This is a genomic window from Actinoallomurus sp. CA-142502, assembly GCF_050936355.1.
Taxonomy (GTDB): domain Bacteria; phylum Actinomycetota; class Actinomycetes; order Streptosporangiales; family Streptosporangiaceae; genus Actinoallomurus; species Actinoallomurus iriomotensis.
The window spans coordinates 1,496,345-1,519,600 of sequence record NZ_JBNJMY010000001.1; the positions used below are offsets into that span (position 1 = coordinate 1,496,345).

The 23,256-nt window shown below is 69.7% G+C and carries 25 protein-coding genes; 14 read left to right on the forward strand and 11 right to left on the reverse strand.

Features of this window, described 5'->3' with window-relative positions; genetic code table 11:
• Positions 1 to 87: 87 nt before the first annotated feature.
• Positions 88 to 951, forward strand: a complete 864-nt coding sequence (locus ACQEV1_RS07295) for a trypsin-like serine peptidase (protein ID WP_285632098.1) — start codon at positions 88 to 90, stop codon at positions 949 to 951.
• Here the strand turns inward: ACQEV1_RS07295 and rarD are convergent.
• Complete coding sequence (gene rarD, locus ACQEV1_RS07300) at positions 948 to 1,856, reverse strand: EamA family transporter RarD (RefSeq protein WP_433392475.1); 909 nt, start codon at positions 1,854 to 1,856, stop codon at positions 948 to 950. The genes ACQEV1_RS07295 and rarD overlap by 4 nt on opposite strands.
• A gap of 73 nt (positions 1,857 to 1,929) precedes the next feature.
• Here rarD and msrA point away from each other — a divergent pair, with 73 nt between their 5' ends.
• Positions 1,930 to 2,586 (forward strand): peptide-methionine (S)-S-oxide reductase MsrA, encoded by a 657-nt coding sequence (gene msrA, locus ACQEV1_RS07305; protein ID WP_285621973.1) that lies wholly within the window; start codon positions 1,930 to 1,932, stop codon positions 2,584 to 2,586.
• A 79-nt stretch (positions 2,587 to 2,665) separates the two neighbouring features.
• Positions 2,666 to 3,214 carry a cysteine hydrolase family protein gene (locus tag ACQEV1_RS07310; RefSeq protein ID WP_285621968.1) on the forward strand — a complete coding sequence of 183 codons (549 nt, stop codon included), beginning with the start codon at positions 2,666 to 2,668 and terminating at the stop codon, positions 3,212 to 3,214.
• Positions 3,215 to 3,250: 36 nt separating this feature from the next.
• On the opposite strand, the gene ACQEV1_RS07315 is transcribed toward ACQEV1_RS07310, so the two are convergent.
• Entirely contained in the window at positions 3,251 to 4,075 is an 825-nt protein-coding gene (locus tag ACQEV1_RS07315) for a helix-turn-helix transcriptional regulator (protein ID WP_285621965.1), read from the reverse strand.
• A gap of 127 nt (positions 4,076 to 4,202) precedes the next feature.
• Between ACQEV1_RS07315 and ACQEV1_RS07320 the strand changes: the two genes are divergently transcribed.
• Positions 4,203 to 5,249 (forward strand): NAD(P)-dependent alcohol dehydrogenase, encoded by a 1,047-nt coding sequence (locus tag ACQEV1_RS07320; protein ID WP_433392478.1) that lies wholly within the window; start codon positions 4,203 to 4,205, stop codon positions 5,247 to 5,249.
• Between the two features lie 188 nt (positions 5,250 to 5,437).
• On the opposite strand, the gene ACQEV1_RS07325 is transcribed toward ACQEV1_RS07320, so the two are convergent.
• A complete protein-coding gene (locus ACQEV1_RS07325) occupies positions 5,438 to 5,761 on the reverse strand; it encodes a hypothetical protein (protein WP_285621958.1) in 324 nt (107 codons plus the stop codon).
• A gap of 1,060 nt (positions 5,762 to 6,821) precedes the next feature.
• Here ACQEV1_RS07325 and ACQEV1_RS07330 point away from each other — a divergent pair.
• The gene (locus ACQEV1_RS07330; protein ID WP_285621951.1) at positions 6,822 to 7,259 is read left to right on the forward strand and encodes a DUF2690 domain-containing protein; all 438 of its coding nucleotides are present in this window, start codon (positions 6,822 to 6,824) and stop codon (positions 7,257 to 7,259) included.
• Between the two features lie 124 nt (positions 7,260 to 7,383).
• Here ACQEV1_RS07330 and ACQEV1_RS07335 read toward each other — a convergent pair whose 3' ends face one another.
• The 3 genes from ACQEV1_RS07335 to ACQEV1_RS07345 all read right to left on the reverse strand — a co-directional run bounded on the left by ACQEV1_RS07335 (position 7,384) and on the right by ACQEV1_RS07345 (position 10,474).
• Positions 7,384 to 9,171 carry a glycoside hydrolase family 15 protein gene (locus ACQEV1_RS07335; RefSeq protein WP_433392481.1) on the reverse strand — a complete coding sequence of 596 codons (1,788 nt, stop codon included), beginning with the start codon at positions 9,169 to 9,171 and terminating at the stop codon, positions 7,384 to 7,386.
• A gap of 85 nt (positions 9,172 to 9,256) precedes the next feature.
• Entirely contained in the window at positions 9,257 to 9,829 is a 573-nt protein-coding gene (locus ACQEV1_RS07340; protein WP_433392483.1) for a DUF5134 domain-containing protein, read from the reverse strand.
• Positions 9,830 to 9,931: 102 nt separating this feature from the next.
• Positions 9,932 to 10,474 carry an SMI1/KNR4 family protein gene (locus ACQEV1_RS07345; RefSeq protein WP_433392485.1) on the reverse strand — a complete coding sequence of 181 codons (543 nt, stop codon included), beginning with the start codon at positions 10,472 to 10,474 and terminating at the stop codon, positions 9,932 to 9,934.
• Between the two features lie 149 nt (positions 10,475 to 10,623).
• Between ACQEV1_RS07345 and ACQEV1_RS07350 the strand changes: the two genes are divergently transcribed.
• The gene (locus ACQEV1_RS07350; RefSeq protein ID WP_433392487.1) at positions 10,624 to 12,279 is read left to right on the forward strand and encodes an FAD-dependent oxidoreductase; all 1,656 of its coding nucleotides are present in this window, start codon (positions 10,624 to 10,626) and stop codon (positions 12,277 to 12,279) included.
• Between the two features lie 44 nt (positions 12,280 to 12,323).
• Here ACQEV1_RS07350 and ACQEV1_RS07355 read toward each other — a convergent pair whose 3' ends face one another.
• Positions 12,324 to 12,998 carry a hypothetical protein gene (locus ACQEV1_RS07355; protein ID WP_433392489.1) on the reverse strand — a complete coding sequence of 225 codons (675 nt, stop codon included), beginning with the start codon at positions 12,996 to 12,998 and terminating at the stop codon, positions 12,324 to 12,326.
• Positions 12,999 to 13,172: 174 nt separating this feature from the next.
• Here ACQEV1_RS07355 and ACQEV1_RS07360 point away from each other — a divergent pair, with 174 nt between their 5' ends.
• From ACQEV1_RS07360 to ACQEV1_RS07375, 4 genes are all read left to right on the forward strand, one after another.
• Positions 13,173 to 14,387: a HupE/UreJ family protein gene (locus tag ACQEV1_RS07360; RefSeq protein WP_433392491.1), complete on the forward strand. Its 1,215-nt coding sequence runs from the start codon at positions 13,173 to 13,175 to the stop codon at positions 14,385 to 14,387.
• A gap of 173 nt (positions 14,388 to 14,560) precedes the next feature.
• Positions 14,561 to 16,105: a fibronectin type III domain-containing protein gene (locus ACQEV1_RS07365; RefSeq protein ID WP_433392493.1), complete on the forward strand. Its 1,545-nt coding sequence runs from the start codon at positions 14,561 to 14,563 to the stop codon at positions 16,103 to 16,105.
• Positions 16,106 to 16,204: 99 nt separating this feature from the next.
• Positions 16,205 to 17,272, forward strand: coding sequence for a WxL protein peptidoglycan domain-containing protein (locus tag ACQEV1_RS07370; RefSeq protein WP_433392495.1), 1,068 nt, complete (start codon positions 16,205 to 16,207; stop codon positions 17,270 to 17,272).
• A gap of 9 nt (positions 17,273 to 17,281) precedes the next feature.
• The gene (locus ACQEV1_RS07375; protein ID WP_285621928.1) at positions 17,282 to 17,683 is read left to right on the forward strand and encodes an Imm7 family immunity protein; all 402 of its coding nucleotides are present in this window, start codon (positions 17,282 to 17,284) and stop codon (positions 17,681 to 17,683) included.
• Positions 17,684 to 17,697: 14 nt separating this feature from the next.
• Here ACQEV1_RS07375 and ACQEV1_RS07380 read toward each other — a convergent pair whose 3' ends face one another.
• Positions 17,698 to 18,471, reverse strand: a complete 774-nt coding sequence (locus ACQEV1_RS07380; RefSeq protein ID WP_433392497.1) for a maleate cis-trans isomerase family protein — start codon at positions 18,469 to 18,471, stop codon at positions 17,698 to 17,700.
• Between the two features lie 134 nt (positions 18,472 to 18,605).
• Here ACQEV1_RS07380 and ACQEV1_RS07385 point away from each other — a divergent pair, with 134 nt between their 5' ends.
• Positions 18,606 to 18,785: a DUF4236 domain-containing protein gene (locus ACQEV1_RS07385; protein WP_285567245.1), complete on the forward strand. Its 180-nt coding sequence runs from the start codon at positions 18,606 to 18,608 to the stop codon at positions 18,783 to 18,785.
• Positions 18,786 to 18,860: 75 nt separating this feature from the next.
• Here ACQEV1_RS07385 and ACQEV1_RS07390 read toward each other — a convergent pair whose 3' ends face one another.
• Positions 18,861 to 19,034: a hypothetical protein gene (locus tag ACQEV1_RS07390; RefSeq protein ID WP_433392500.1), complete on the reverse strand. Its 174-nt coding sequence runs from the start codon at positions 19,032 to 19,034 to the stop codon at positions 18,861 to 18,863.
• Positions 19,031 to 19,252 carry a hypothetical protein gene (locus tag ACQEV1_RS07395; protein ID WP_433392502.1) on the reverse strand — a complete coding sequence of 74 codons (222 nt, stop codon included), beginning with the start codon at positions 19,250 to 19,252 and terminating at the stop codon, positions 19,031 to 19,033. The genes ACQEV1_RS07390 and ACQEV1_RS07395 overlap by 4 nt, the downstream gene beginning before the upstream one ends.
• A gap of 207 nt (positions 19,253 to 19,459) precedes the next feature.
• Between ACQEV1_RS07395 and ACQEV1_RS07400 the strand changes: the two genes are divergently transcribed.
• Positions 19,460 to 19,822: a hypothetical protein gene (locus ACQEV1_RS07400; RefSeq protein ID WP_285621921.1), complete on the forward strand. Its 363-nt coding sequence runs from the start codon at positions 19,460 to 19,462 to the stop codon at positions 19,820 to 19,822.
• Positions 19,823 to 19,833: 11 nt separating this feature from the next.
• Here the strand turns inward: ACQEV1_RS07400 and sigJ are convergent, their stop codons facing one another.
• Positions 19,834 to 20,754 carry an RNA polymerase sigma factor SigJ gene (gene sigJ, locus ACQEV1_RS07405; protein ID WP_433392504.1) on the reverse strand — a complete coding sequence of 307 codons (921 nt, stop codon included), beginning with the start codon at positions 20,752 to 20,754 and terminating at the stop codon, positions 19,834 to 19,836.
• Positions 20,755 to 20,908: 154 nt separating this feature from the next.
• Here sigJ and ACQEV1_RS07410 point away from each other — a divergent pair, with 154 nt between their 5' ends.
• On the forward strand, positions 20,909 to 22,522 hold the full coding sequence (locus tag ACQEV1_RS07410) for an MFS transporter (protein ID WP_433392506.1): 1,614 nt from the start codon (positions 20,909 to 20,911) through the stop codon (positions 22,520 to 22,522).
• The gene (locus ACQEV1_RS07415; RefSeq protein ID WP_433392508.1) at positions 22,519 to 23,169 is read left to right on the forward strand and encodes a hemerythrin domain-containing protein; all 651 of its coding nucleotides are present in this window, start codon (positions 22,519 to 22,521) and stop codon (positions 23,167 to 23,169) included. Before ACQEV1_RS07410 ends, ACQEV1_RS07415 begins: the two co-directional genes overlap by 4 nt.
• Positions 23,170 to 23,256 lie beyond the last annotated feature (87 nt).

Below are 23,256 nucleotides of genomic sequence, written 5' to 3' on the forward strand. Positions count from 1 at the left end.
CGACACACCCTCTGACCTGCGGGAATCCGCTGCGCGTGTGAACGACGATGGAGTCGCTCGTGTCCGCCGTCCACACTCGGAGGTCCGGTGAAAGCCCTGCTCTGCGGTGTCCTGACCGCCGTGCCGCTCCTGTCGTACGTCCCGGAGGCCTCCGCGGGAGTCGTGACGTCGGCCGACCGGGGAGCCGCGGCCGTGGCCTACTGGACGCCGGAGCGGATGGCGCGCGCGACGCCTCTCGGCGGCGGCCGGGCGCGCTTCGGCACGGGGATGGAGGTGCCGGTCGCGCGGAGCGTGGCGGGCAGCCGGGTGATCGGCGCGCTGTTCTTCAACAGCGGCTCGGGCGGCCACTACTGCACCGCGAGCGTGGTCCGTACGCCGAAGCGGAACATGCTGCTGACCGCGGCGCACTGCCTCTACAACGAGGGCGCGCACACGTGGCACCGGCACATCGTGTTCGTGCCGCGCTACAGCGCCGGGCACCGGCCGTACGGCACCTGGCCGGTGTGGCTGATGGTGGCGGACAAGCGCTGGCTCCAGCACGGCGACCCGGACCTGGACTTCGCCTTCGCGGCCGTACAGATCATGGCCGGCCGCCGCATCGCCGACGTGGTCGGGGCGAACACCCTGGAGATCAACCAGGGACCCGGCATCCGGGTGGTCGTCGCGGGCTATCCGGCGAAGGAGAACTATCCGGCCGACCGTCCGGTCGGCTGCGCCGGCCGCGCGGCCCGGCAGAGCAGGACCCAGATGCGGTTCGACTGCCACGGCTTCTACGGCGGCACCAGCGGCAGCCCCTGGCTGAGCGACTACGACGCCCGTACGCAGAGCGGGCACGTCGTCGGCGTGATCGGCGGGTACCAGGAGGGCGGCAGCGAGGAGTGGCGGTCCTACAGCCCGATCTTCACCGACGACACGGCGCGTCTCCTGAACACCGCCGACGACCGCGCCTAGACAGATACGGGTTCGGGCCGGGCCTTGACCCGGCGGCTCCTCCGCGCGGTGCGGACGGCGTCGGCGCTGAGGAAGACCAGGGCCACCCAGACGAGCAGGAAGCCGATCCAGCGGCTGGCCGGCATCGCCTCGTGTTGGACCACCAGGCCGATGAGGAACTGCAGGATCGGGGCGAGGTACTGCAGCATGCCGATGACGGTGAGCGGCACGCGCGTGGCGGAGGAGTTGAAGAGCATCAGCGGCACCGCGGTGACGACGCCGGCGCCGGCGAGGAGGAGCAGGTGCCACGGGCCGTGGCCGGTGAACGTCGGGTGCGGCTGGAAGACCGCATAGGCCACGGCGGGCAGGAAGAGGACGGCCGTCTCGACCGTGAGGCTCTCCGCCGACGGCGTCGCGGCGAACTTCTTCAGCAGCCCGTACGTGCCGAAGGAACCGGCCAGGACGAGCGCGATCCAGGGCGGGCGGCCGTAGTCGATCGCGAGAACGACGACCGCGGCCGCGCCGATGCCGACCGCCGTCCACTGCCAGGGGGTGAGGCGCTCCCGGAGGACCAGGACCCCGAGAAGGACGCTGACGAGCGGGTTGATGAAGTAGCCGAGCGCGGCCTCGATCGTGTGCCCGCTGTTCACGGCGTAGATGTAGGTGCCCCAGTTGACCGTGATGACGACCGCGGCGAGGGCGAGGATCGCGAGCCGCCCGGCCTTGAGCGTCCTGATCCAGCGCCAGTGGCGCCGCGCGGCGAGGATGACGCCGACGGCGACGAGCGACCAGATCATCCGGTGCGCGAGGATCTCGATCGAACCGGCGGGCTTCAGCAGTGGCCAGTAGAGCGGGAACAGGCCCCAGAGAACGTAGGCCGCGACTCCGTAGAGGACCCCACGCCGCATTTCAGACACGGGCGTCATCGTATCGTAAGGAGTCATATTTGGTATTGGTCATGTCTTGGGAGGCCGGTGTCGGCCGGATAGCCTTGGGAGGGTGTTCGGATTCGGAAAGACCTCGATGGTGACGCCGGACCAGGCGTTGCCGGGCCGCGACCAGGCCATGCCCGTCGCGCCGCGCCACACCGTCCTCGACGCCCCCCTCGCCCCGCCGTACCCCCCGGGCACGGAGATCGCCGACTTCGGCGCGGGTTGCTTCTGGGGCGTGGAACGCAAGTTCTGGCAGGTACCGGGCGTCGTGTCGACCTCGGTGGGCTACGCGGGCGGCTACACGCCGAACCCGACGTACGAGGAGGTCTGCTCGGGCCAGACGGGCCACGCGGAAGTCGTCCGCGTGGTCTTCGACCCGTCGGCGGTGACGTACGAGCAGCTGCTGAAGGTGTTCTGGGAGGGCCACGACCCGACCCAGGGGCTGCGGCAGGGCAATGACGTCGGCTCGCAGTACCGCTCGTTGATCCTGACCCACTCGGACGCCCAGCGCGACGCGGCCCTCGCGTCGAGGGAGTCGTACCAGAAGGTCCTGACGACCGCGGGCTACGGCGACATCACAACCGAGATCCAGCCGGCCGGGGAGTACTACTTCGCCGAGGACTACCACCAGCAGTATCTCTCGGACGCGAAGAACCCGAACGGCTACTGCGGCGTCGGCGGGACCGGGGTGTCCTGCCCGGTGGGTGTCGCTCGGGCCGAGTGATCTGCTGCTTCGGCGGCGCGGCCGCCGGAATCGTCCTGCTGACCCAGGACGCCGGATGGAGATTGGACGGAAGCCGGTCGTGACCACCGCACTGATCATCGGCGACGTGCAGCAGGGCATCACGGGCGGTTACCCGTTCGCCAGGCAAGTCGTGCCACCGCTCACGGAACTGCTTCCGCGCGCCCGCGCGGCAGGCGTTCTCGTCGTGTTCGTGCATTTCGCCTTCCGGGCCAACGGGGCCGACGTGCCGCCGGGCAACGCGCTACTCAGAACGTTCTACGAAGCCGGCGACGCCTTCCACGAGGGGACGGCCGGAACTGAGATCGATCTGCCGGTCGCCGACGAGGACGTCATCGTGATGAAACGCCGCGCCAGCGCGTTCGCCGGCACAGACCTTGACCTCGTGCTCCGCGCGCGCGGCGTCGGCACTCTCGCAATCGCCGGAGTCGCGACCAGCGCAATGGTGGCTGCGACGTGCTACGACGCGGCAGACCGTGACTACCAGGTGACCGTGTTGCGTGACGGTTGTGCCGACGGCGATCCGGCGATGCACGACTTCTTCATGGAAGCCGTCTTTCCCAGCCGGGGATTCGAGGTCGTGCCCTGCGCCGGTTGGCTCGGAGAATGACGATGGCTCATGGCCCACGGAGCGACGGGGACAGCCCTACCGCCAAGATCGGGTCGCGGTCATCGTGGCGAGCAGGGCCAGGGACTGCTCGTCCGGTGAGCCGGGCCGGGCGTGGAGGACGGTGAGCACCTGGCCGTCCTCCAGCGGCATCGCGTGGAAGCGGAGGCTGATCACGCCCAGCTCCGGGTGCCGGAAGCTCTTCGCGCCCGCCGTGGTGGTGCGGACGTCGTGGCGGGCCCACAGTTCCCGGAACTCCTGGCTGTGCAGCGACAGTTCGCCGATGAGTGCCGTCAGGTCGGGGTCGTCCCGCTCGGTTCCGATCCGGGCCCGGAAGTTGGCGACCGCGTCCGACGCCGCCGCGTCCCAGTCCACATGTGTCTCCCGTGTCCCGGGGTCCAGGAACACCGCGCGCAGCAGGTTCGTCCCGGGCACGTAGCAGGGGGCCAGCTCACACGCCAGAGCGTTCGATCCGACGACGTTCATCCGGCGGCTGGTCACTGTGGCCGGTGTCGTCGTCCAGGCGTCCAGCAGTTCCTGCACGGTGTCCGCCACCCGTTCCCGGGTGCGCGTGGCGGTCGGTGCCGGGCGGGCCAGGGCGTACAGGTGCATCGTCAGTTCTTCGTCCAGTCGCAGCGCCCGGGCCAGCGACTCCAGGACGCTCTCCGAGGGGCGGTGGCCGCGTGCCTGCTCCAGGCGTACGTAGTAGTCCGCGCTCACTCCGGCCAGGAGGGCCAGTTCCTCGCGCCGCAACCCCGTCACGCGGCGGCGGGCGTCGCCGGCGGCGTCGTCGAGGCCCACGTCTTCGGGACGGACCAGGGCGCGGCGAGCCCGTAGGAATTCTGCGAGAGCGGCGTTGTCCACAGCCTCAGGCTACGTCCGGTCGTCCCGTACGAGGGTGGCCCTGTGATTCCCAGTCATCGGCCACCGATGGTGGGGCGGCGCGGTCCGGCGACAGCATGGGGGCGTTGCGAACGAGAGGAGATCCACCATGCGAACGGTCAACGGCTGGGCCGCCCAGGCACCCGGGTCGGCGCTGGCACCCTGGCGCTTCGAGCGCCGTGAGCTGCGACCTACCGACGTCGCACTGCGTGTGACACACGCGGGGGTGTGCTTCACCGACCTGGAGCACGTGCGGCCCGAACCGGGCCACGGGCGGCCGGACATCTTTCCACTGGTGCCCGGCCACGAGATCGTGGGTGAGGTGGTGGCCGTCGGCAGTGCGGTCACCGGTTTCCAGGTCGGTGATCCGGTCTGTGTGGGGAACATCGTCGATTCGTGCGGGGTGTGCGAGGCCTGCCGCAACGGTGATCAAGAGTTCTGCGCGGAGTTCCCGACCCTGACCTACGGAGGGCGTGACCGGCGCGACGGGTCCCTGACCCAGGGCGGGTTCAGCGACGAGTACGTGGCCGACCAGGCGTTCGTGTACCGGCGTCCCGAGGGGCTCGACCCGGCCGGGACCGCGCCGCTGATGTGCGCGGGGATCACCACCTGGGTGCCGCTCAGGCGGTGGGAGGTCGGCCCAGGGCAGACGGTCGGCATCATCGGCCTCGGCGGACTCGGGCACGTGGCGGTGAAGCTGGCCAAGGCGCTCGGCGCCGAGGTGGTGGGCTTCACCACCTCACCCGACAAGGCGAAGGACATGCTGGAACTCGGTGCCGACGACGTGGTGGTGTCGACCGACGCCGAGGCCATGGCCGGGCAGCGCGGGCGGTTCGACTTCATCCTCGACACTGTGCCCCGCACGCACGATCTCTCGCCCTACCTGACGGCGCTCCGCTTCGACCGGACCCTGTGCACGCTCGGCATCGTGCCGGAACTTTCCTTCACACCTCAGACCCTGCGGTTCGGACGCAAACGGCTGGCGGGCGCAGGCAGCGGCGGCATCACCGACACCCGGGAGATGCTCGACTTCTGCGCCGCCCACGACGTGACCGCGACCGTCGAGGTACTGCCCGTCGCCGAGGTCAACGAGGCACTGGACCGGCTGGCCGCGGGTGACGTCAAGTACCGGTTCGTCCTCGACCTCGCGTCCTGACGAACGGAGGGCCGTGAGGAGGGCGAAGACGGACAGGCGGATCACGCCTTGCCGCCCTCTCAGCACCGGACTGAAGGCGAGCTCGGCGGCGAAGACGGTAGCCACCCCTTGAACGCCGTCATCCTCGGCGGCCTGCCGATGCACCAGGGCGACGACTACATCGTCAGCTACAACACTTGATGTACTACCTACGAGAAATCACCGGCTTCTACCGGCGAGCCACGAAAGCCGGGACGTCTTCTGGAGGGCAGATCTCCGGCGATGGTCCGCTGGCGATCTGTCTCACGGCCAAGCACGATGACCATCTCGCAGAACGTGTCGTAGCCGTATCTCTGCTTGAGTTTGCCCAGCACGCCTTTGCGGCTGGCCTCGGCGAGGATGCCCTTGAGGGCAACGTAGGGGACTTCGCGGCCGGCGGAGAAGTCGTCATACGCGGCTTGGGCGACGCTTCGCAGCTCCGCATATGGGGCGGATTCGCTAAGGACCATGTACGACGCCTCTTTGAGATCCATGCCCTGGAGTTTAGGCGGCTCTATCGCCTGACATGAGGGGGTTGCGGGGTACGGGCCGGGAACCTGCGCCCGCCCATGGCGGCGGCGAATGACGCTGGAGGACTCCACGAGGTCCGCGTGGTCCGCCACCGGCGCTTGGCCTACCTGTCGGCCGGGTGTCCGGTCACGACGCCGATGACGAGTTCAGGGTCGGTGTACGCACTGAGTCTCGGCATGCGCGAAGATGCGGCCTTTCCCGGGCAGCGCGGCGGTGGGCCCTGCGGTGGGATGCGGCGCTGTGACGGTCGCCGCGCCTTCGAGACAGCCGTACGAGGTGCGCAGCATGTTCCCGTAGACGAAATCCCCGAGATAAGGTGTCGTACCGCGAGGCTCGCCCGTCGGCCGGCCGCGTGATCCAGACGGTGACTTGGGCGCCGTCCAGCTGCGCCATTCCCGCGGCCGGTTGGAAGCGCGGCCACATCGCCGCGCAGGCTGGTGCGTAACGAAGCAAGATATAGCCGACGAAGAACCGGTCGGGAGCGTAGAGGTTGGCCGAGGCGACGGTCATGCCCTCGCCCTTGTCGCAGCCGGTGTCCTGAGGGTCGCTGCCCTCTGCGATCGTTCTGGTGGATCTCGGCGAGGCGGCTCAAGGTGGCCGGCACGTCGACGAGCGGAGTTGATTCGCTCCGATCAGCCGCTGGTGATGTCTCGGCCTGAGTCCCGGCGCCACAGGCGGCGACATAGGCCAACACGACCGGGAGGGTCGCCAACCGATGCCCCGATGCCGCCTCTGAGAGGGTGCTCGCCGAGTACCGGGCCTTCACCGCCATCGAACGGTACGGCGGATTTCCGGCCTGTGCTCGCAGCGCCCTTAGGTCCGCAACGAATTCCGCTAGTTCCGTTACCTCTGCGTCGACTGGCTGCGGCCTGCGTCCCATGCAGCGTCCGTCCTTGTTCGGATTTTGTCGTTCGGATCGAAACAAGGATTCCCGATCAACGCGGTGAGTGGAAGTGTCCCTAGTGCTTCGCCTGTTCCCGGCGGACATGCCGCGAACGGGCCCACGTACAGAGAGGGCAGACCGTGGAACATCTCACCCGGGCGATCGCCGCATTGGTTCCCGCCGTGCCGCTGTCGTTGTTCGGCCTCGGCGTTACCGCCGGACCCGCCTCCGCAGCCGCCACGACGGTCGCTCCGTCTGTGACCTGTAGCAACTACGGATGCGACGGCACCGATCCGGACGAGACCGGATGCACATATCTCGCATACGCGGTCTTCGACATCAATGGACTGCAGCTCATGTGGTCACCGACGTGTAAAACGAACTGGGCAAGGTACTACGTCAACCCCGGCGAGACGGCCATACTGGGGGTGACTCGACAGAATCCATATGGCTATAAAAGTCTCGGCTCATCGGTGGCGGGCTGGGCCTATACCGACCAGCTGTACTCACCTGGCCCGGCGCGCGCATCCGTCACGGTCATCAACAAGGCCCAATGGTTCACCCCCTGGACCGACTGAGCAATAATTCCTGACCTCGATCTTCGTGAATTCGGTCAGGCGGGCTCGATGGCCGTTGTCGCCGCCGAGCCCGCCTCGCTGCGGTGGCGTGAAGATCAACCCGGTGACCGTTCCTCGGTCGGCGTTAGCTGAGGGCCTGGGCCGTGTGGATCAGGTTGATGTGGGTGAACGCCTGAGGGAAGTTGCCCAGCTGACGCCTTTGGACCGGGTCGTACTCCTCGGCGAGCAGGCCCACGTCGTTGGTGAGGGCCAGCAGCCGTTCGAACAGCTCCATGGCCTCATGCTTGCGCCCGACGAGGGCGAGCGCCTCGGCCAGCCAGAAGCTGCAGGCGAGGAAGACGCCTTCGGTTCCGGGTAGCCCGTCGATGTCGTTGCTCTCGGAGGTCGGATAGCGCAGGACGAAGCCGTCGGTCGTCAGCTCGCGTTTGATCGCGTCGATCGTGCCGGTGACCCGGGGGTCTTTCGGCGGCAGGAAGCCGACGATCGGGATGAGGAGCAGCGCCGCGTCGAGCTCGCGCGAGCCGTACGACTGGGTGAACGTGCCGCGCTCGGGGTCGAATCCCTTGTCGCAGACCTCGGCGTGGATCCGGTCTCGCATGGCACGCCAGCGTTCGACGGGACCGGTGTGGCCGAGCTTTCCGACCATCCGTACGGCCCGGTCGGCCGCCACCCACGCCATGACCTTCGAGTGGACGAAGTGCCGTCGCGGGCCGCGGATCTCCCACAGGCCCTCGTCGGGTTGGTCCCAGCTGCGATCGATGAAGTCCATCAGTCTGCAGACGATGGACCAGGCGTAGTCGGAGGGCGGCATCCCCAGCTTATGGGCCCGGTAGAAGCAGTTGAGCACCTCGCCGTAGACGTCGAGCTGAAGCTGGCCGGCCGCGTCGTTGCCGATCCGTACCGGCCTGGAGCCCTCGTAGCCGGGTAGCCAGTCGAGCGTCTGCTCCGGCAGGCGCCTCTCTCCTGCCACGCCGTACATGATCTGGAGATCCTCCGGGCGGCCCGCGATGGCGCGGAGCAGCCAGTCACGCCAGGCGCCCGCCTCGGTGATGTATCCGGATTCGGTCAGGGCGTCGAGTGTCATCGCGGCGTCGCGCAGCCAGCAGAATCTGTAGTCCCAGTTGCGGACCCCGCCGAGATGCTCGGGCAGCGATGTGGTGGGAGCCGCCACGATGCCGCCGGTCGGGCTGTAGGTGAGGGCCTTGAGCGTGATGAGGGAGCGCATCACGGCGGCGCGGCAGCGGCTCGGGAGCCAGCAGCGGAAGACCCATTCCTCCCAGAACAGTCTGGTATCGGTGAGCTGCTCGCCGGGATCGATGCGGTCGGGTTCCGGCTGGTGCGAGGGGTGCCACGTGAACACGAACGCCTGGCGTTGCCCTGCGTCGATCATGAAGGTGCCGGTGTGCCGGTCACCGCTGTCCTCCAGGTGGAGGGGGACGTCGATCCAGACCGAGTCGGGCCCGCCGATGGCGTGAAGGCGGCCGTCGAAGCGGCGGACCCAGGGGACGATCCCGCCGTAGTCGAACCGGATGCTGATCTCCGCGGTCATGTCCACGGTCCCGGACACGCCCTCCACGATCCGGACCAGGTGGGGGTTGGCCTGCCGGGGAGGCATGAAGTCGATGACCTTGACGGTCCCCGTAGGGGTCTCCCATACGGTCTCGAGGATGAGCGTGTCGCCGGCGTACGCGCGTCGCGCCGCCATCTCGTGCCCGGTGGGGGCCAACCGCCAGAACCCGTTGGACTCGTCGCCGAGGAGCTTGGCGAAGCACGAGGGAGAGTCGAACCGGGGAAGGCAGAGCCAGTCGATCGACCCGTCGCGACCGACCAGGGCGGCTGACCGTGTGTCCCCGATGAGGGCGTAGTCCTCGATCCGCACGTTGACCACGCTACCCGCGGGTGTCCGCGTCATCGCGGGCCGTATCCCCAGGTGAGGGCCTATGTCGACCGAGAGGGGTCAGGCACTGACGAGCGCGGGGCCGCGACGTTCGCCGCGGTCATGACATGGCCAGAGCCAGGACGCCGGCGCCGAGGCTCATGGCCGCGTGGCCGGCCGCCGAGGGCAGGCGGCGTATGAGCGGCTGGGGGCCGGTCGCGGTGCCGGCCTCGGCGAGCCAGACCACCGTCGCCACGAGGCAGTACGCGGCCAGCGTCACGGCGGCCGGCGTAGGGCCGCTCATCTGCGCCATCGCGGCGTGTCCGCCGTTCATCCGGGGTGCCGGCCCGTCACGGGGGACGGGCATCGGCGTGATCACCATCCAGGCCATCATGGCCGCCATCAGCGCATGGTGCGCGTCCCTGATCGCGGGCGTCATCCGCCGCTCACGTACGGCCGAGACGACGAACCAGACGACGCCCGCTCCCAGCAGCGTGACCTGCGGGCCACGGGGGATCCGGGCTCCCCACGGCCAGACCATCGGGATCATCACCAGGCACATCACCGCGTGCAGGAACAGCGAGATCCGCTCGGCGGCGCCCGCCGTGGCGCGCACGCACTGGTACAGGAACCACCCGCCCGAGCACGCGAACACCACGGTCAGGCACCAGCCGGCGGAAGGAGGAAGGGACACCGTTGACTCCGGTCGACGAGAACAGGGTCAGCTGTACAGATCCGGCACGTCCCGGAAACTCATCGGCCTCGCCCGTACGGATCTCGCCACGCGGACCTTCGCTCAGCGGCACATCGCGTCGATGTACTCCGAGAAGTTCGGGAACTCCGCGCGTGCCGCTGCCACGATCTCCGCGGTCGTACGGCGTCTCCCCGGCGCGTGGCGTTCGGCGATCGCCTGGAACGCCTCGTTCGGCTCCGCCTCGGCGTCCGGGGCGGAGAAGGCCTCAAGGGGGCCGAAACCGTTCGCGAACAGCCACAGCAGGTCGCCGAGGTCGCGGGCGATCACTCCCCGGTCGCCCTCGGAACCGAGGTGGACGACCGGCTGCTCGGTGAGAGGCGCACCCGGCCGGACCAGCCAGAAGCCGGCATAGTCGCCCGCCCCGGTGGCGCCGAAGAAGCGGAACTCGCTGCCGTCGGCCTCTTCGTTGCCGGTCCACAGACGGAACCACCACGCGGTCTTCTCGGGTGCCTCCAGCCGTGCGTACGGCTCGAAATCACACCCTCGGGACTCGTCGGTCTCCTCGTCCCACTCCCACTCGAAGCCGACCTCGACCACCTCGGCCAGGGCGGCGGGCAGCGCCAGGTCTTCAGCTGTCTCCGTCACCCCAGGAAGACTAGCCACCTCGGCACCCGCGCATGGGGGAGCCGAGGGCGGGCGGTCGCCGAGGCGGTGGTCCCGTCCGTGGCGTACCGGATAGCATCCTGGATCGCCTGCTGCTCACCGGGGAAGCCAGGCCAACGGAAGGCAGTCAAATGAGCGCCGTTCCAGCGACCGACGAGCGGACCCGCTACTCCTCCCACCGGGCGGACGCCGTCGATACTCAGGCGTGGCCTGTGTTCGACGAAGAAGGCCGAAGGCTGCTGGAGTCGGTCGGACAGGTGATCCATCCCGAGCCCGGTGAGGTGTTGTGGGACGCGGGCGACGCCTACGACCTGTACCTCGTACTCGCCGGTGAGGTTCGTCTCGTGGATCGAAGAGACGACCGGGTCGTGTTTGTGGTCGAAGCCGGCGACTTCGTCGGCGAACTCGGCATGCTGATGGGGCAGCCGGCCTTCCTCGCGGGTGTCGCGATGGCGAAGAGCGCGCTGCTGCGGGTGCGGGTCGAGGATCTGAGCCGGCTCGTGGCGACCTCCGCCGAGCTGGGTGACGTGTTGCTCTCCGCGTTCGACGCGCGGCGACGTCTGCTGACCCGTGCCGGCGAGGGCGGCCTCGTCCTCGCCGGCGACGACGATCCCGACCTGCACCGGCTGCGGGAGTTCGCCGAGCGCAATCACATCCCGTATCGGACGGTGCTGCGCTCGGACCCGTCCGCCTGGGCCGAGGTCGCCGGGCAGTGCGCGCTCCCGGAGAAGGGGACCGCCGTGGTGACCGGCCGACGGCGAATCCTGACCGAGCCGACGACTCGCGATCTGGCCACCGCCATCGGTCTCGACCTCTGCGGGCTCTCCGACCAGGCGCGTTGCGATCTGCTGATCGTGGGCGCCGGACCGGCGGGCTTGGCCGCCGCCGTCTACGGAGCCTCCGAAGGACTTGACGTCGTCATCGTCGAAGATGTCGCCCTGGGAGGGCAGGCCGGCACCTCCTCGCGGATCGAGAACTACCTCGGATTCCCGCGCGGAGTCGCCGGCAGCGAGCTCGCCCGGCTGGCGATGTTGCAGGCGGTCAAGTTCGGCGCACGGCTGGTCTCGCCCCGCTCCGTGACCGAGTTGTCGCGGAGCCCGGACGGATTCCGGGTCCGGCTCGACGACCAGAGCGACGTCACGGCCCGGGCCGTCGTCATCGCGAGTGGCGTCCGATACCGCCGGCTGGAGAGCACCCCGGGTGTCACCGAGTTCGAAGGTCGCGGCGTCCACTATGCCGCGACCGAACTCGAGGCGCGGGCATGTGTCGGCCGGAATGCCGTGGTGGTCGGAGGCGGCAATTCGGCCGGCCAGGCCGCGCTGTTCCTCACCCAGCAGGCCGACCAGGTACACGTGCTCATTCGCCGCGACGACCTCTCCGAGACGATGTCGAGCTACCTGGCCCAGCGGCTCACCCACCATGAACGGATCACCGTCCACCCCCGGTCACAGCTGACCTCCGTCGCGGGTGAGGACCGTCTCACCGAGCTCACCTGGCGAGACGGGCGAAGCGGGCAGGACGTCCGGATCGAGGCGGGTGGAGTGTTCTTGATGATCGGCGCGGTCCCACGCACCACATGGCTGCACGACGTGGGCGTCGAACTCGACGACAAGGGCTTCGTGATGACCCGAGAAGCCTTCGCGACCTCCGTCGAGGGTCTGTTCGCCGTGGGTGACGTCCGCGCCGGCTCGGTCAAACGGGTCGCCTCCGCCGTCGGAGAAGGATCGGTGGTGGTCTCCGCCGTGCACGCCTACCTTGAAGGACGAATGGCCGCGGCTGTCACCTAGCCGCCTGTCACCTAGCCGCCTGTCACCTGGCCGCCGCGACGCGGTCAGCCGATCCAGATCACGATGCCGGTCAGGCCGTTCAGCACGGCCGCGACCCCGGCGCGTAGGGCGTGCCCGGCGCGGGCGGGGGTGAAGGTGGCGGGGTCGTAGTTCGAGGACATGCCGAGGCCCTCGCCGCGGAACGACGCGCCGGTCCAGTCGGCGGCCGTCACGTTCGCCGTGGGTTCGGCCAGTTCCGCGCCGATCACCAGGAACTTCCGGTCGAGGTGGTTGGGGGTGACCGTGGCGAGGGCGTCGACGAGGTCGTTGCCGGCGCTGACGATGAGGTCGGGCGCCAGGTTCATCGCCCTGCTGATGGACGGGACGTACTGGTCCGGCTTGGCGGCCGTGACGGTCTTCAGGCTGACGTGCTCCTCCTTCGCCCACTTCCGTACGGCGTCCGTCAGCGTCCTGGTCTGGGCGTCCTGGCCCGCGGTGAGCAGCACCACGCGGTAGCCCTTCGACGGGCGGGCGGCGTCCCACGAGCCGGCGCGCGGTGTGATCGTCGACTCCGGGGCGGGTGACCTGGCCGGGTCGGAGAAGCCCGGGCCGAGGGTGCCGATGGGAGTGGGCCTCGCGTGCGGCCGGGACCAGTCGTCGCCGGAACCGCACCCGCCGGCCAGTACGGCGGTCGCCGCGGCCGCGGCCAGCGCGGCGGCGCGCAGACGTCGAAAGCGCATGGGGGATCGGCCTCCGGCGGGGTCACGGGTGGGCCTACTTCCTACCCCATGACTTGCGGTTTTCGAGGAGCGAGGCCACCTCCGCCGGGTGTGGTTCCTCATCGGTTCGCCTGCGGGCCGCCGGCCGTTCATCCGTGCCGAGCAGATTGCGTCTCGCAACCAACGAGGAGTCACATGTCCCACGCCGCCCGGCGTCGTGCCTGTGCTGTCGCCGCCGCCGTGGCCGTGGCCGCCGTGGCCGTCCTGCTCAGCGCCCTGCCCGCCTTCGCCCACGGGTTCAGTTCCACCGCGTACGTCGATCTCACCGCGCCCGCCACCGGGCACGTCCGCGCCGCGATCGGGCTGGAGTACGACCTGCTCGTCGTCTCCGCCGCCGACTACCAGAAGGACGATCCGCTCTTCCGGGCGGGCGACGCGGCGTTCAGGTCCGGTGACCGGGCGGGGCAGGCGGCGGCGCTCGACGCCCACGCCGGCTCGGTCGTCGCGTACGTGACCCGGCACTTCGGCGTCACGGCCGAGGGGAGGGCCTGCGCCCCGGCCCGGAACGGCGGCTTCCGGGTCGAGCAGCGTGAGGGCGTCCCGTACGCGCTGCTGGTGCTCGACTACCGCTGCCCGGAGGCCGCGGACGCGCACGAGGTGCGCAGCGGGCTGTTCCCGGACTCCGAGGGCTACGTACGCGGCACCAAGACGATCGTCACGTACGACCTGGACCTGCGGTCGGGAAGCGCCGCCCTCGACGCGCGGCATCCGACGTTCTCCACGCGGCAGTCGTGGGCCGAGCGGTTCTGGGAGTTCTTCCGGCTGGGGGCCGAGCACCTGCTCACCGGGATCGACCACATCCTGTTCCTGCTGGCGCTCATCGCGGGGTCACGCCGTCTGCGCGAGATCGTACTGGCGGCGACGACGTTCACGCTGGCCCACTCGGTGACCTTCGTCTTCGCCGCCCTCGGTCTCGTACGGGTGCCCGCGTCGTTCGTCGAGCCGGTCATCGCCCTGTCGATCGCGGTCGTCGCGGGCTGGCATCTGTGGCGGATCTGGCGACGCCGATCGCATGCCGTGGACCTCGAGACCACCGGTCACGGTCACCTCAGCCTGGACACCGCGGGCTGGACGCGGCTCGCGGTCGTCTTCTGCTTCGGGCTCGTGCACGGGCTCGGCTTCGCCTCGGCGCTGGGCATCGAGCAGGCCTGGTCGTGGACGCTGCTGTGGTCACTGCTGGTGTTCAACGTGGGCATCGAGGTCGTTCAGCTGGCGATCATCATCGTCGTCTTCCCGCTGCTGGGTCTGCTGCGCCACCGCCGGCCGGTGGCGGGGCTGTGGACGACCGGCGCGATCGCCACCGGGGTGTCCGTCATGGGCCTCGTGTGGTTCTTCCAGCGAGTTCTCTGAAAGATCACGTCACAACTTCCGGCGTGCGCCACCGTTCACCTCCTCGCCGTTCATCTCCTGGTCAACGCATTGCGAGAGCTTGACCGAGCTTTTACCTCTCCCAAAAGGGACGGAACCCTATGAACTTCCAAAACTGGACAGAGGGCCCCGGGTCGATTCGGCGCCGGGTGGCCATGGGGGCCACCGCGGCGGTCATCGGCGTCACCGCGGTGCTCGGCAGCGGCCTGACGACCGCGGCCGGCGCGGACAGCGGTACGACGACCACCGGCATCGTCCTCAGCGTCGGCGCCACCGAGTCGCAGCGCGTCGTCTCCTGGTACACCTCGGCCGGCACCGCGCAGGTGGTGCAGGTCGCACCGACCTCCAAGGTCGCCAAGGGCCGGTTCCCCAAGAACGCCGTGACCTTCCCGGCCACGGTCGCCGCGAACAGCGTCAACGGCGGCTACAACGGCCACGCCACAATCGACAACCTGAAGAAGAACACCGCCTACTCCTACCGCGTCGGCTCCGAGGGCGACTGGTCGCCGGCGTACTCCTTCAAGACCCGGGACTTCAAGGGCGACTTCGACTTCCTGTTCTACGGCGACCCGCAGATCGGCTCGTCCGGCGACACGGCGAAGGACGGTGCCGGATGGCTGGACACCGTGAACGTCTCCCTCGCTGCCAACCCGAAGGCCGAACTGCTGGTCTCCGGCGGTGACCAGGTCGAGAGCGCCAACACCGAGACCCAGTGGAACGCGTTCCTCGCGCCCGACAAGCTGCGCCAGTACCCGTGGGCCGCCACCATCGGCAACCACGACGTCGGCGGCAAGTCGTACGAACAGCACTTCTGGACGCCGAACACCGACCGCTCCGCGCCGTTCTACGCCGGCAACGCGGCCACCCAGTCGGGCGGCGACTACTGGTACACGTACAAGGGCGTCCTGTTCATCGACCTGAACAGCAACGCCTACGCCAACGGTTCCGACGCGGCGCACCTCAGCTACGTCAGCGACGTCATCAAGGCGCACGGCGCCAAGGCCAAGTACACGGTGCTCGTCTACCACCACTCGATCTACTCACCGGCCGACCACGCGAACGACACCGACAACCAGCAGCGCCGTCAGGACTTCCCGACCGCGTTCTCCAAGCTGGGCGTCGACCTGGTCCTGCAGGGTCACGACCACAGCTACTCCCGCAGCTACGTGATCAAGAACGGGAAGAAGGCGAACGCGAACGAGCGGCCCGGCGCCGCGCAGGTGGCCCAGGGGCCGGGCGGCGTCATCTACGTGACGGCCAACTCCGCGTCGGGTTCGAAGTACTACGACCTCACCGCTCCGGACACCACCAAGGACCCGAACTACGGTCCCGACCCGCTGAACCCCAAGAACCACTGGGCCAACTCGGTCGAGAACCAGGAGCACGTCCGTACCTACGTGAAGGTCGAGGTGCGCGACAACAAGCTCGTCGTCCAGGACATCCGCAGCGGCACCTGCGCCGGCCCGAACGCCGCGGTCGAGCTGGGCAAGGTGTCCTGGTGCGGCCCGGACAGCGGGGCGAGCGCGGCCAAGCCGGTCGGCTCCCTCGTCGACAAGGTGGTGATCCGTCCGTTCAGCGACAAGCCCGGCAAGCCGGGTAAGCCCGAAACCCCGGGTAAGCCGGGAACTCCGGGCAAGCCCGCCTGGGTGCAGCAGAGCGACGGTGAGTCGAAGGGCGTCACGCTCACCTCGCTGAGCTGATCCCGGTCCGCCTTACCGGTCGGGGTGGGCGCCGGCGGGTGCCCGCCCCATCGCACTTTTTTCGTCCCGCCGTTCCGCAGACCGTCCGAGGATCATCAGATGCACCTGCCCAGACCGCGTACGACCTCAGCGGCCGGAGCCCTCGCCCGGGCGGCCGTCGTGACGCTGCTCGCCGCGCTCGGACTCCTCGGAGCGGGGGCCGGCCCCGCCGTCGCGGCGGACGGAGACGTCCCCTGGACGGTCGGCACGGCGGCCGGCGACTTCGGGTCGGACCGGCCGAACTACCGCTACACCCTCGACCCGGGCGGGCGGCTCCAGGACGGCCTCGTGGTCACCAACCACGGCACCACGCCGCTGCGCCTGACCGTGTACGCCGCCGACGGGTTCACCACCAAGGCGGGCCGGTTCGACCTGGTCACCAAGGGCGCGAAGTCGACGGGGGTGGGTGCGTGGGTCCACCCGGACCGTCCCGAGCTCACGATCCGGCCCGGTGAGTCGGTCCAGGTGCCGTTCACGGTCGCGCTTCCGGACGACGCCGCGCCCGGCGATCACATGGGCGGCATCGTCACGTCGCTGACGCGGGCCGGGACGGCGGACTCGGCGAAGGTGGACCGGCGCGTCGGGATCCGGATCCGGCTCCGCGTGGGCGGACCGCTCAAGCCGAGCCTGTCGGTGGAGCGGCCGCACGTGCGCTACTCGGGCACGCTCAACCCGTTCGGGAAGGGCGAGACGACCGTCACGTACACGATCCACAACACGGGCAACGCGATCCTCACCGCCCGGCAGGCGGTCTCGGTGTCCGGTCCCCTCGGCGGCCCGGGCGTTCGCGCGGGCGGGATCGGCGACTCGCCTCAGCTGCTCCCGGGCGAAACCTGGAAGGTCTCGGTGCCGGTACGGGGAGTGGCGCCCGCGCTGAGACTGACGGGAACGGTCACCGTCACTCCGCTGCTCGCCGACGCGGCGGGCTCGATCGCCCCGCTCGCCGCCGTCAGGACCACGACGCACGCCTGGAACGTCTCCTGGACGCTCCTGCTCCTCCTCGTTCTCTGCGCGATGATCGCCGCGGGCCTGGCTTTCCGCCGCCGGCGGACCCGGAGACGCCTGGACGCCGGCGGCCCGGAGCCCGCCGAAGAGGAGCTCCGGGAGCCGGAGACCTCCGGCCACTAGCCTTGGCCGATGTTCGAGTACCACGGGTGGGTGAACATCCGGGAGACGGCCGGTCTCGACGACGATGAGAGGCGGCTGCGTTCGCGGGTGGAGGACGTCCGCCGGCTTCTCGCGGAGCTGGACGAGTACGGCCTGCTCGACCTGCGCTGGCTGAACGGTTTCCCGTTCCTGCACGTCGCCGGCGTGCCCAACCACCGGGGCGAGTGGGGATCACGGATCATCGACCTCTTCCGGCGGGTCGGCGAGATCGCCCCGGGTTCGTTCGGCCTGCTGTACGTCTGGGACGACGAGGACGCGGAGCACCCGAACGCGTTCCGGGTCTTCCGCCTGGTGCGCGGTACGGTCACCGAGCACGCGGACTCCCTGCTCTCTCCGCTCGTCCCCACCGTGGAGGACGCCGCCCAGGGATGAGCGGACCCGTGCTATCACCGGGCGCGTGCGAAGAGCGCGCCCGCGCGGTCTCCCCTCGCCGGGTGGCCGGCCGCGGCGAGGGCGTGCCAGATGGTCACCTGGGTCGCGGTCAGGACCGGTTTTCCGAGGCGTCGCTCCAGGCCGGGGACGAGGTCCGCCGTGTGCAGGGCGGTCTCCGGCACGAGGACGGCCTCGGCGTCCGGGTCGTCGCCGCGTTCGGTCAGGTCGGCGATCCGATGCCGGTCCCACGAGGCCAGCGCGCGGTCCGACGGCGCGTCCATGGCGACGTGATGCGTCGTGGTGATGCCCGCGTCGGCCAGGAACTCGGCGAAGGCGCTCGTCACCTCCTCGCCGTACACCGACGCGAGTCCCACCCGGGAGAGCCCCATCGCTCGCGCCGCCGCGACGAACGCGAGGGACGTGCTTGTCGCCGGCGCTCCCATCAGTGCGGCCAGGTCCGCGGCCTGCTTCCGGGCGCCGTCGAGGCCCTGCAGGAAGCTACAGCTGCTGCAGGCCAACGCCACCACGTGGGGAGCGAACCCGGTCAACCCGGCCGCCGCCACGGCGAGCCGGTCAGGCTCGCCGAGCTCGCGTACCGCGTTCAGCTTCTCCAGGGCGCCCATCTCGGCGATGTCGGAGACGTCCGCGCCCCACTCGACGTAGGAGAACTCCACCATGATCGACGGATCCAGCAGGGCCGCCATGCGTACGAAATCGTCCTCGCCGCAGTCGCGAGTCGGATAGAGCAGCCCGACCCTGGGTGTCGATGCGCGACCAACCTCAGGCATCTCCTCACCATTGCCCATTATGGGGAATCCATGCGGCCTAGCGCGGTTCGCCGCCCTCGGTGGGATCGGGAAGTTTGGGGGGCCATATACGGGGCATCGTCGAGTCGCCTGAACCTAAGGAAAGGAGCACAGCAATGGGTCTGATGTTCCGTAAGCGTAAGAAATTCGGCCCTCTGGTCTTCAATTTCACCGAGAACGGTCTCTCCTCCTGGACCATCAAGCTCGGTCGCTGGTCATGGAACTCGAGGTCGCGCAGGCAGCGGTACGACCTGCCGGGCCCGCTGTCATGGAAGCAGGACAAGTCCCGCGCCTGACCGCATCGGAGCTCCGTCGGGGCGGTGCCACCGGGCTGACGGGCACCGCCTCGACGGCCATTAGTGGCCGGCTTCTCAACCATTCGCGCGTCGTTCCTCCTTGAGCTCGCGAATGGTGAGGACCGCGCTCCCGAATATCTCGGAGAGCGCCCTACGCTGACGATCGGTCAGATCGTTATGGAAGACGACCGCCGTGGCATCGGTCCGTACGCACGCGTCGGCGATCTCGCGGATCTTGCCGGTGCTCATGAGGGTCCGTGACGAGTAGGGGCGATCCATGTTCTCCGCTCCGCCCCGGACGCGGCCTTTTCCGAGACGCCCCGGCGTTGGACGAAGCGGGCCGTCACCAGCCCGCCGAACCGGGTCACCTCGGCCTCCAGCTCGTCCATCGCCTCGACATGGTCCTTGCGCCTGGCCGAGAACAAGCCCGCGACGACCACGTTGGCGCCGTGTATCACGTTCGCCATTTGACCGGTTGTCCTGATGGCGTTTCTCCCGCCCCATCGGAACGCTCGCGGCGCGGCTCGTCTACCGCTCCGTGGCCGCGAGATGACAGAAATGCCCAACGTGGCCGCTCAAAGGCGCGAGTCCGGAGTGCGGTAGGCCGTACTGTATGCCTTATGGGCTACCCTCCTCCGCCGCCGGGCATGATGCCGCCGCCGGACAACGAACCTGTGCTGCTGTCGATCGGTGACATTTCCGTCACCCCGACTTCTGTCATCGTGCCTCAGGGGCGGTTTCCCGTCCACGGGACCACGTGGACCGTGCAGGACTCCACGCAGGTGACCGAGGGCATTCCGGCGGTCGCGATCGTGCTGGCCATCCTCTTCTTCATCTTCTGCCTGCTCGGATTGCTCTTCCTTCTCATGAAGGAGAAGCGCTACGCCGGGTTCGTCACGATCACCGTCACGGGCCCCGGCGGGCTGTATCACACCGTGCAGTTCCCGGCGGCGCAGCAGACCGGCGCATGGGCGACCGACATGGTCGGACGGGCGCGGGCGATCGCCGCCTCCGCGCCGCCGCCCGCCGGCGCCTGAGTCACTGAGTCTCAGTCTTCGTCGATGTGTGCCAGTTTGTCCGGGTTCGTTACGCCGTAGATGCCGCGGACCCGGTCATCGCCCGGGGTCAGGTCGAGGACCATCACGGCGAACGGGGAGTGTTCGTTGAAGACCACCGCGGACGGGTCGCCGTTCACGGTGCGGTAGCGGACGGCCAGGTCCTCGGGCAGGCGCGACGTCACGTTCGTGATGAGGCGGGCGACCTTGTCCCGGCCCTTGACCGGGCGGAGGCCGCCCGTCTTTCCGCCGCCGTCGGTCCACATCGTCACGTCCGGCGCGAGGAGTTCCAGCAGGGCGCCGATGTCGCCGCCGAACGCCGCGGCCACGAAGCGTTCGGTCACCTGCCGCTGCACCCGCGGGTCCGCCTGGTAGCGCGGGCGGCGGGCCTGGACGTGCGAGCGGGCGCGGTGGGCGAGCTGCCGTACCGCGGACGGTGACCGGTCCAGGATCTCCGCGATCTCGGGGTGGGCGTACCCGAACACCTCGTGCAGCACGAATACCGCCCGCTCCAGCGGCGTCAGCGTCTCCAGCACCACGAGCATCGCCATGGAGACCGACTCGCCCCGTACGGTCTGTTCCGAGGCGTCCTCCGCGGTGTCGGTGACCAGCGGATCGGGCAGCCAGGGGCCGACATAACTCTCCCGGCGGCGGTTGATCGTCGCCTGCCGGGCCAGCGCCTGGTTCACCGCGATGCGCACGAGGTACGCCCGCGGGCTGGTGATCGACGGGGAGGGCCAGGCGCCCGACCATGCCAGCCACGTCTCCTGCAGCACGTCCTCGGTATCGGCGACGGTGCCGAGCATGTTGTAGACGATGGAGAACAGCAGCTCGCGATGGTCCACGAACATTTCGGTCGCGGCGTCCCCCGGAGCCGTCTCGGGCCGATTCGCCTCGCCTGAAGGTCGGTTCATGCTCGCGCCTCCTGTGCACTCACCCACCTGAGAGGCATTCCGACCCCTGAAGTGTGACATCCGGGGCCACGTGACTCGTGTCACGCCCGGAGACGTCACACTCTCCCGCCCTCGGGCTCTCTTGTGCTTCGGAGTCTCGAGAAAGAGGAACCCGATGAACAGATGGCGGGGGAATCCATGGGCGATCCTGGCGGTGCTGGCGCTCGGATTCTTCATGACGCTGCTGGACCTGACGATCGTCAACATCGCGATCCCGGACATGGTCGACCGGCTGGGCGCGTCACTGGACCAGATCCTCTGGGTGGTCAACGCGTACGCGCTGGCGCTGGCGGTGCTGCTGATCACCGCCGGGCGCCTCGGTGATCTGCGGGGCAAGCGGACCCTCTACCTGTCCGGCGTCGCCGTCTTCACCCTGGCGAGCCTGGCCTGCGGCCTCTCCCAGGGGCCGGGCGAGCTGATCGCCTTCCGCGCGGTGCAGGGCGTCGGGGCGGCGATGTTGCTCCCGCAGACGCTGTCGATGATCGTCGAGGTGTTCCCGGCCGGGAGGCGCGGAGCGGCGCTCGGCATCTGGGGTGCCACCGCGGGCCTGTCCGGGGCGGCCGGGCCGAGCGTCGGCGGGCTGCTGGTCAGCCGCCTCGACTGGCGGTGGATCTTCTTCGTCAACGTGCCGGTGGGCGTGGTCGTGATCGTCGCGGGACTGCTGGTCCTGCCCGGAGCACGGCGTACGGTACGGCACCGCTTCGACGTGCCCGGCGTGCTGCTCGCCTCCGCGTCGCTGTTCTGCCTGGCGTTCGGGCTGATCGAGGGCGAGAAGTACGACTGGAACGCCGGGATCTGGGCGACGATCGCCGCGTCCGCCCTGCTCCTGGCCGGGTTCCTGGTCCACCAGCGCGGCCGGCAGGACGGCGAGCCACTGGTCCCCTTCTCCCTGTTCCGCGACCGCGGCTTCACGGTCGTCAACGGCGTCGGCATCGCGGTGTCGTTCGGCGTCGTGGGGCTGTCCCTGCCGCTGACCATCTACCTGCAGTCGGTACTCGGCTTCAGCGCGCAGCGGGCCGGGCTCGTGATGCTGGCCCTGGCCGGCGGGTCGGTCGTCAGCGCGGGGCCGGCCGGTGTGCTGTCCGAGCGGCTCGGCGCGAGTTACCTGCTGATGACCGGCATGACGGCGTTCGCGGGCGGGCTGGTGTGGGTGGCCGTGGTCGCGGACGCCGGCGGGAGCGGCGCCGACGTCCTGGCGCCGCTGTTCCTCACCGGGCTGGGCGCCGGCTGCACGTTCACGCCGATGGCCTCGGAGGTCATGCGCAACGTACCGGCCGAGCTGTCCGGCGCGGCCTCCGGCGTCAACAACGCGCTGCGGCAGGTCGGGTCGGTGCTCGCCGGGGCCGTCGTCGGCGCGGTGCTCCAGGCGCGCCTCGCCACCGCGCTGCGGGAACAGGCACACGAGCGCGCCGCCGAGCTCCCGCCGTCCGCCCGGGGCCCGTTCGTCCGTGGCTTCGACCAGGCGGGCCGCCACCTGGAGGCGGGCGGTCAGAGCGGCGTGAAGCCGCCCGCCGGCGGACCGGCGGACCTGGCCCATCGCGTCGAGGCCGTCGCCGGACAGGTGTTCGGGCACGGGTTCGTCGAGGCGATGCGGCCCACGATGCTCGTCGCCGCGGGCGTGCTCCTCGCGGGGGTGCTCGCCTGCCTGGCCCTCCGGCGCGTACGCGAGCCGTCCGCCAACCCGCACGGCCTTCCACTCACCGAAGACGAACCGCAGGGGATCCGATGACCGACCAGATCGATTTCACGATGATGTACGTCACGCACGACGCGTTCCGCCGTGACCTCGCGCGCCTGGAGGCCGCGGTCGCCGACGGGCGGGCCGCCACACCCCAGGTGCGGGCGGGCTGGGACAACTTCACGGCCCAGCTCCATGTCCACCACACCGTCGAGGACGAGTGGCTGTGGCCCCGCCTCACCGAACTGGTCAAGGACCGGCCCGGCGCGCTGGCGCTGCTGGCCGACATGGAGGCCGAGCACGCGCGCCTCGATCCGCTGCTGGAGGGGCTCGGCCGCGCGCTGGCGGCGAACGCCGCCGACCTGGCCCAGCGCGTCGAGACGCTCGCGGCCGTGCTCGACCGGCACCTCGAACACGAGGAGGACGAGGCGCTGCCGCTGATCCAGGAGGTGATGACGCCCGCCGACTGGAAGGAGTTCGGGCGCGCGATGGCCCGCCGCCAGGGCGTGAAGGGCGCCGCGGCGTACGTGCCGTGGATCATCGACGGGATCCCGCGCGCCGACCGTCGCCGGTTCCTCTCTCACCTGCCCGCGCCCGTACGGGCGGTCAACCGGCTCGCGTGGACGCCGCGGTACCGCCGCCGGCGCCTGTGGAACCCACCGGGGGCAGGCGGCCTGAGACCGACGAAGGCCGCCTGACGCGCGTCAGAAGGCACGGCCGCCTGGAGGAGATGTGGTGGCAGGTAGGGAGAAGCGACGGCGTCGATCCACTGGGACGCGGTGATC

Coding starts and splice junctions, on each gene's coding strand:
- ACQEV1_RS07415 (WP_433392508.1), top strand. CDS start 22,519: ATGACCGACCAGATCGATTTCACGATGATGTACGTCACGCACGACGCG.
- ACQEV1_RS07395 (WP_433392502.1), bottom strand. CDS start 19,252: ATGGCGAACGTGATACACGGCGCCAACGTGGTCGTCGCGGGCTTGTTC.
- ACQEV1_RS07390 (WP_433392500.1), bottom strand. CDS start 19,034: ATGAGCACCGGCAAGATCCGCGAGATCGCCGACGCGTGCGTACGGACC.
- ACQEV1_RS07410 (WP_433392506.1), top strand. CDS start 20,909: ATGAACAGATGGCGGGGGAATCCATGGGCGATCCTGGCGGTGCTGGCG.
- ACQEV1_RS07320 (WP_433392478.1), top strand. CDS start 4,203: ATGCGAACGGTCAACGGCTGGGCCGCCCAGGCACCCGGGTCGGCGCTG.
- ACQEV1_RS07335 (WP_433392481.1), bottom strand. CDS start 9,171: ATGACGCGGACACCCGCGGGTAGCGTGGTCAACGTGCGGATCGAGGAC.
- rarD (WP_433392475.1), bottom strand. CDS start 1,856: ATGACGCCCGTGTCTGAAATGCGGCGTGGGGTCCTCTACGGAGTCGCG.
- ACQEV1_RS07355 (WP_433392489.1), bottom strand. CDS start 12,998: ATGCGCTTTCGACGTCTGCGCGCCGCCGCGCTGGCCGCGGCCGCGGCG.
- ACQEV1_RS07365 (WP_433392493.1), top strand. CDS start 14,561: ATGGGGGCCACCGCGGCGGTCATCGGCGTCACCGCGGTGCTCGGCAGC.
- ACQEV1_RS07385 (WP_285567245.1), top strand. CDS start 18,606: ATGGGTCTGATGTTCCGTAAGCGTAAGAAATTCGGCCCTCTGGTCTTC.
- ACQEV1_RS07325 (WP_285621958.1), bottom strand. CDS start 5,761: ATGGATCTCAAAGAGGCGTCGTACATGGTCCTTAGCGAATCCGCCCCA.
- sigJ (WP_433392504.1), bottom strand. CDS start 20,754: ATGAACCGACCTTCAGGCGAGGCGAATCGGCCCGAGACGGCTCCGGGG.
- ACQEV1_RS07375 (WP_285621928.1), top strand. CDS start 17,282: ATGTTCGAGTACCACGGGTGGGTGAACATCCGGGAGACGGCCGGTCTC.
- ACQEV1_RS07360 (WP_433392491.1), top strand. CDS start 13,173: ATGTCCCACGCCGCCCGGCGTCGTGCCTGTGCTGTCGCCGCCGCCGTG.
- ACQEV1_RS07380 (WP_433392497.1), bottom strand. CDS start 18,471: ATGCCTGAGGTTGGTCGCGCATCGACACCCAGGGTCGGGCTGCTCTAT.
- ACQEV1_RS07350 (WP_433392487.1), top strand. CDS start 10,624: ATGAGCGCCGTTCCAGCGACCGACGAGCGGACCCGCTACTCCTCCCAC.
- ACQEV1_RS07370 (WP_433392495.1), top strand. CDS start 16,205: ATGCACCTGCCCAGACCGCGTACGACCTCAGCGGCCGGAGCCCTCGCC.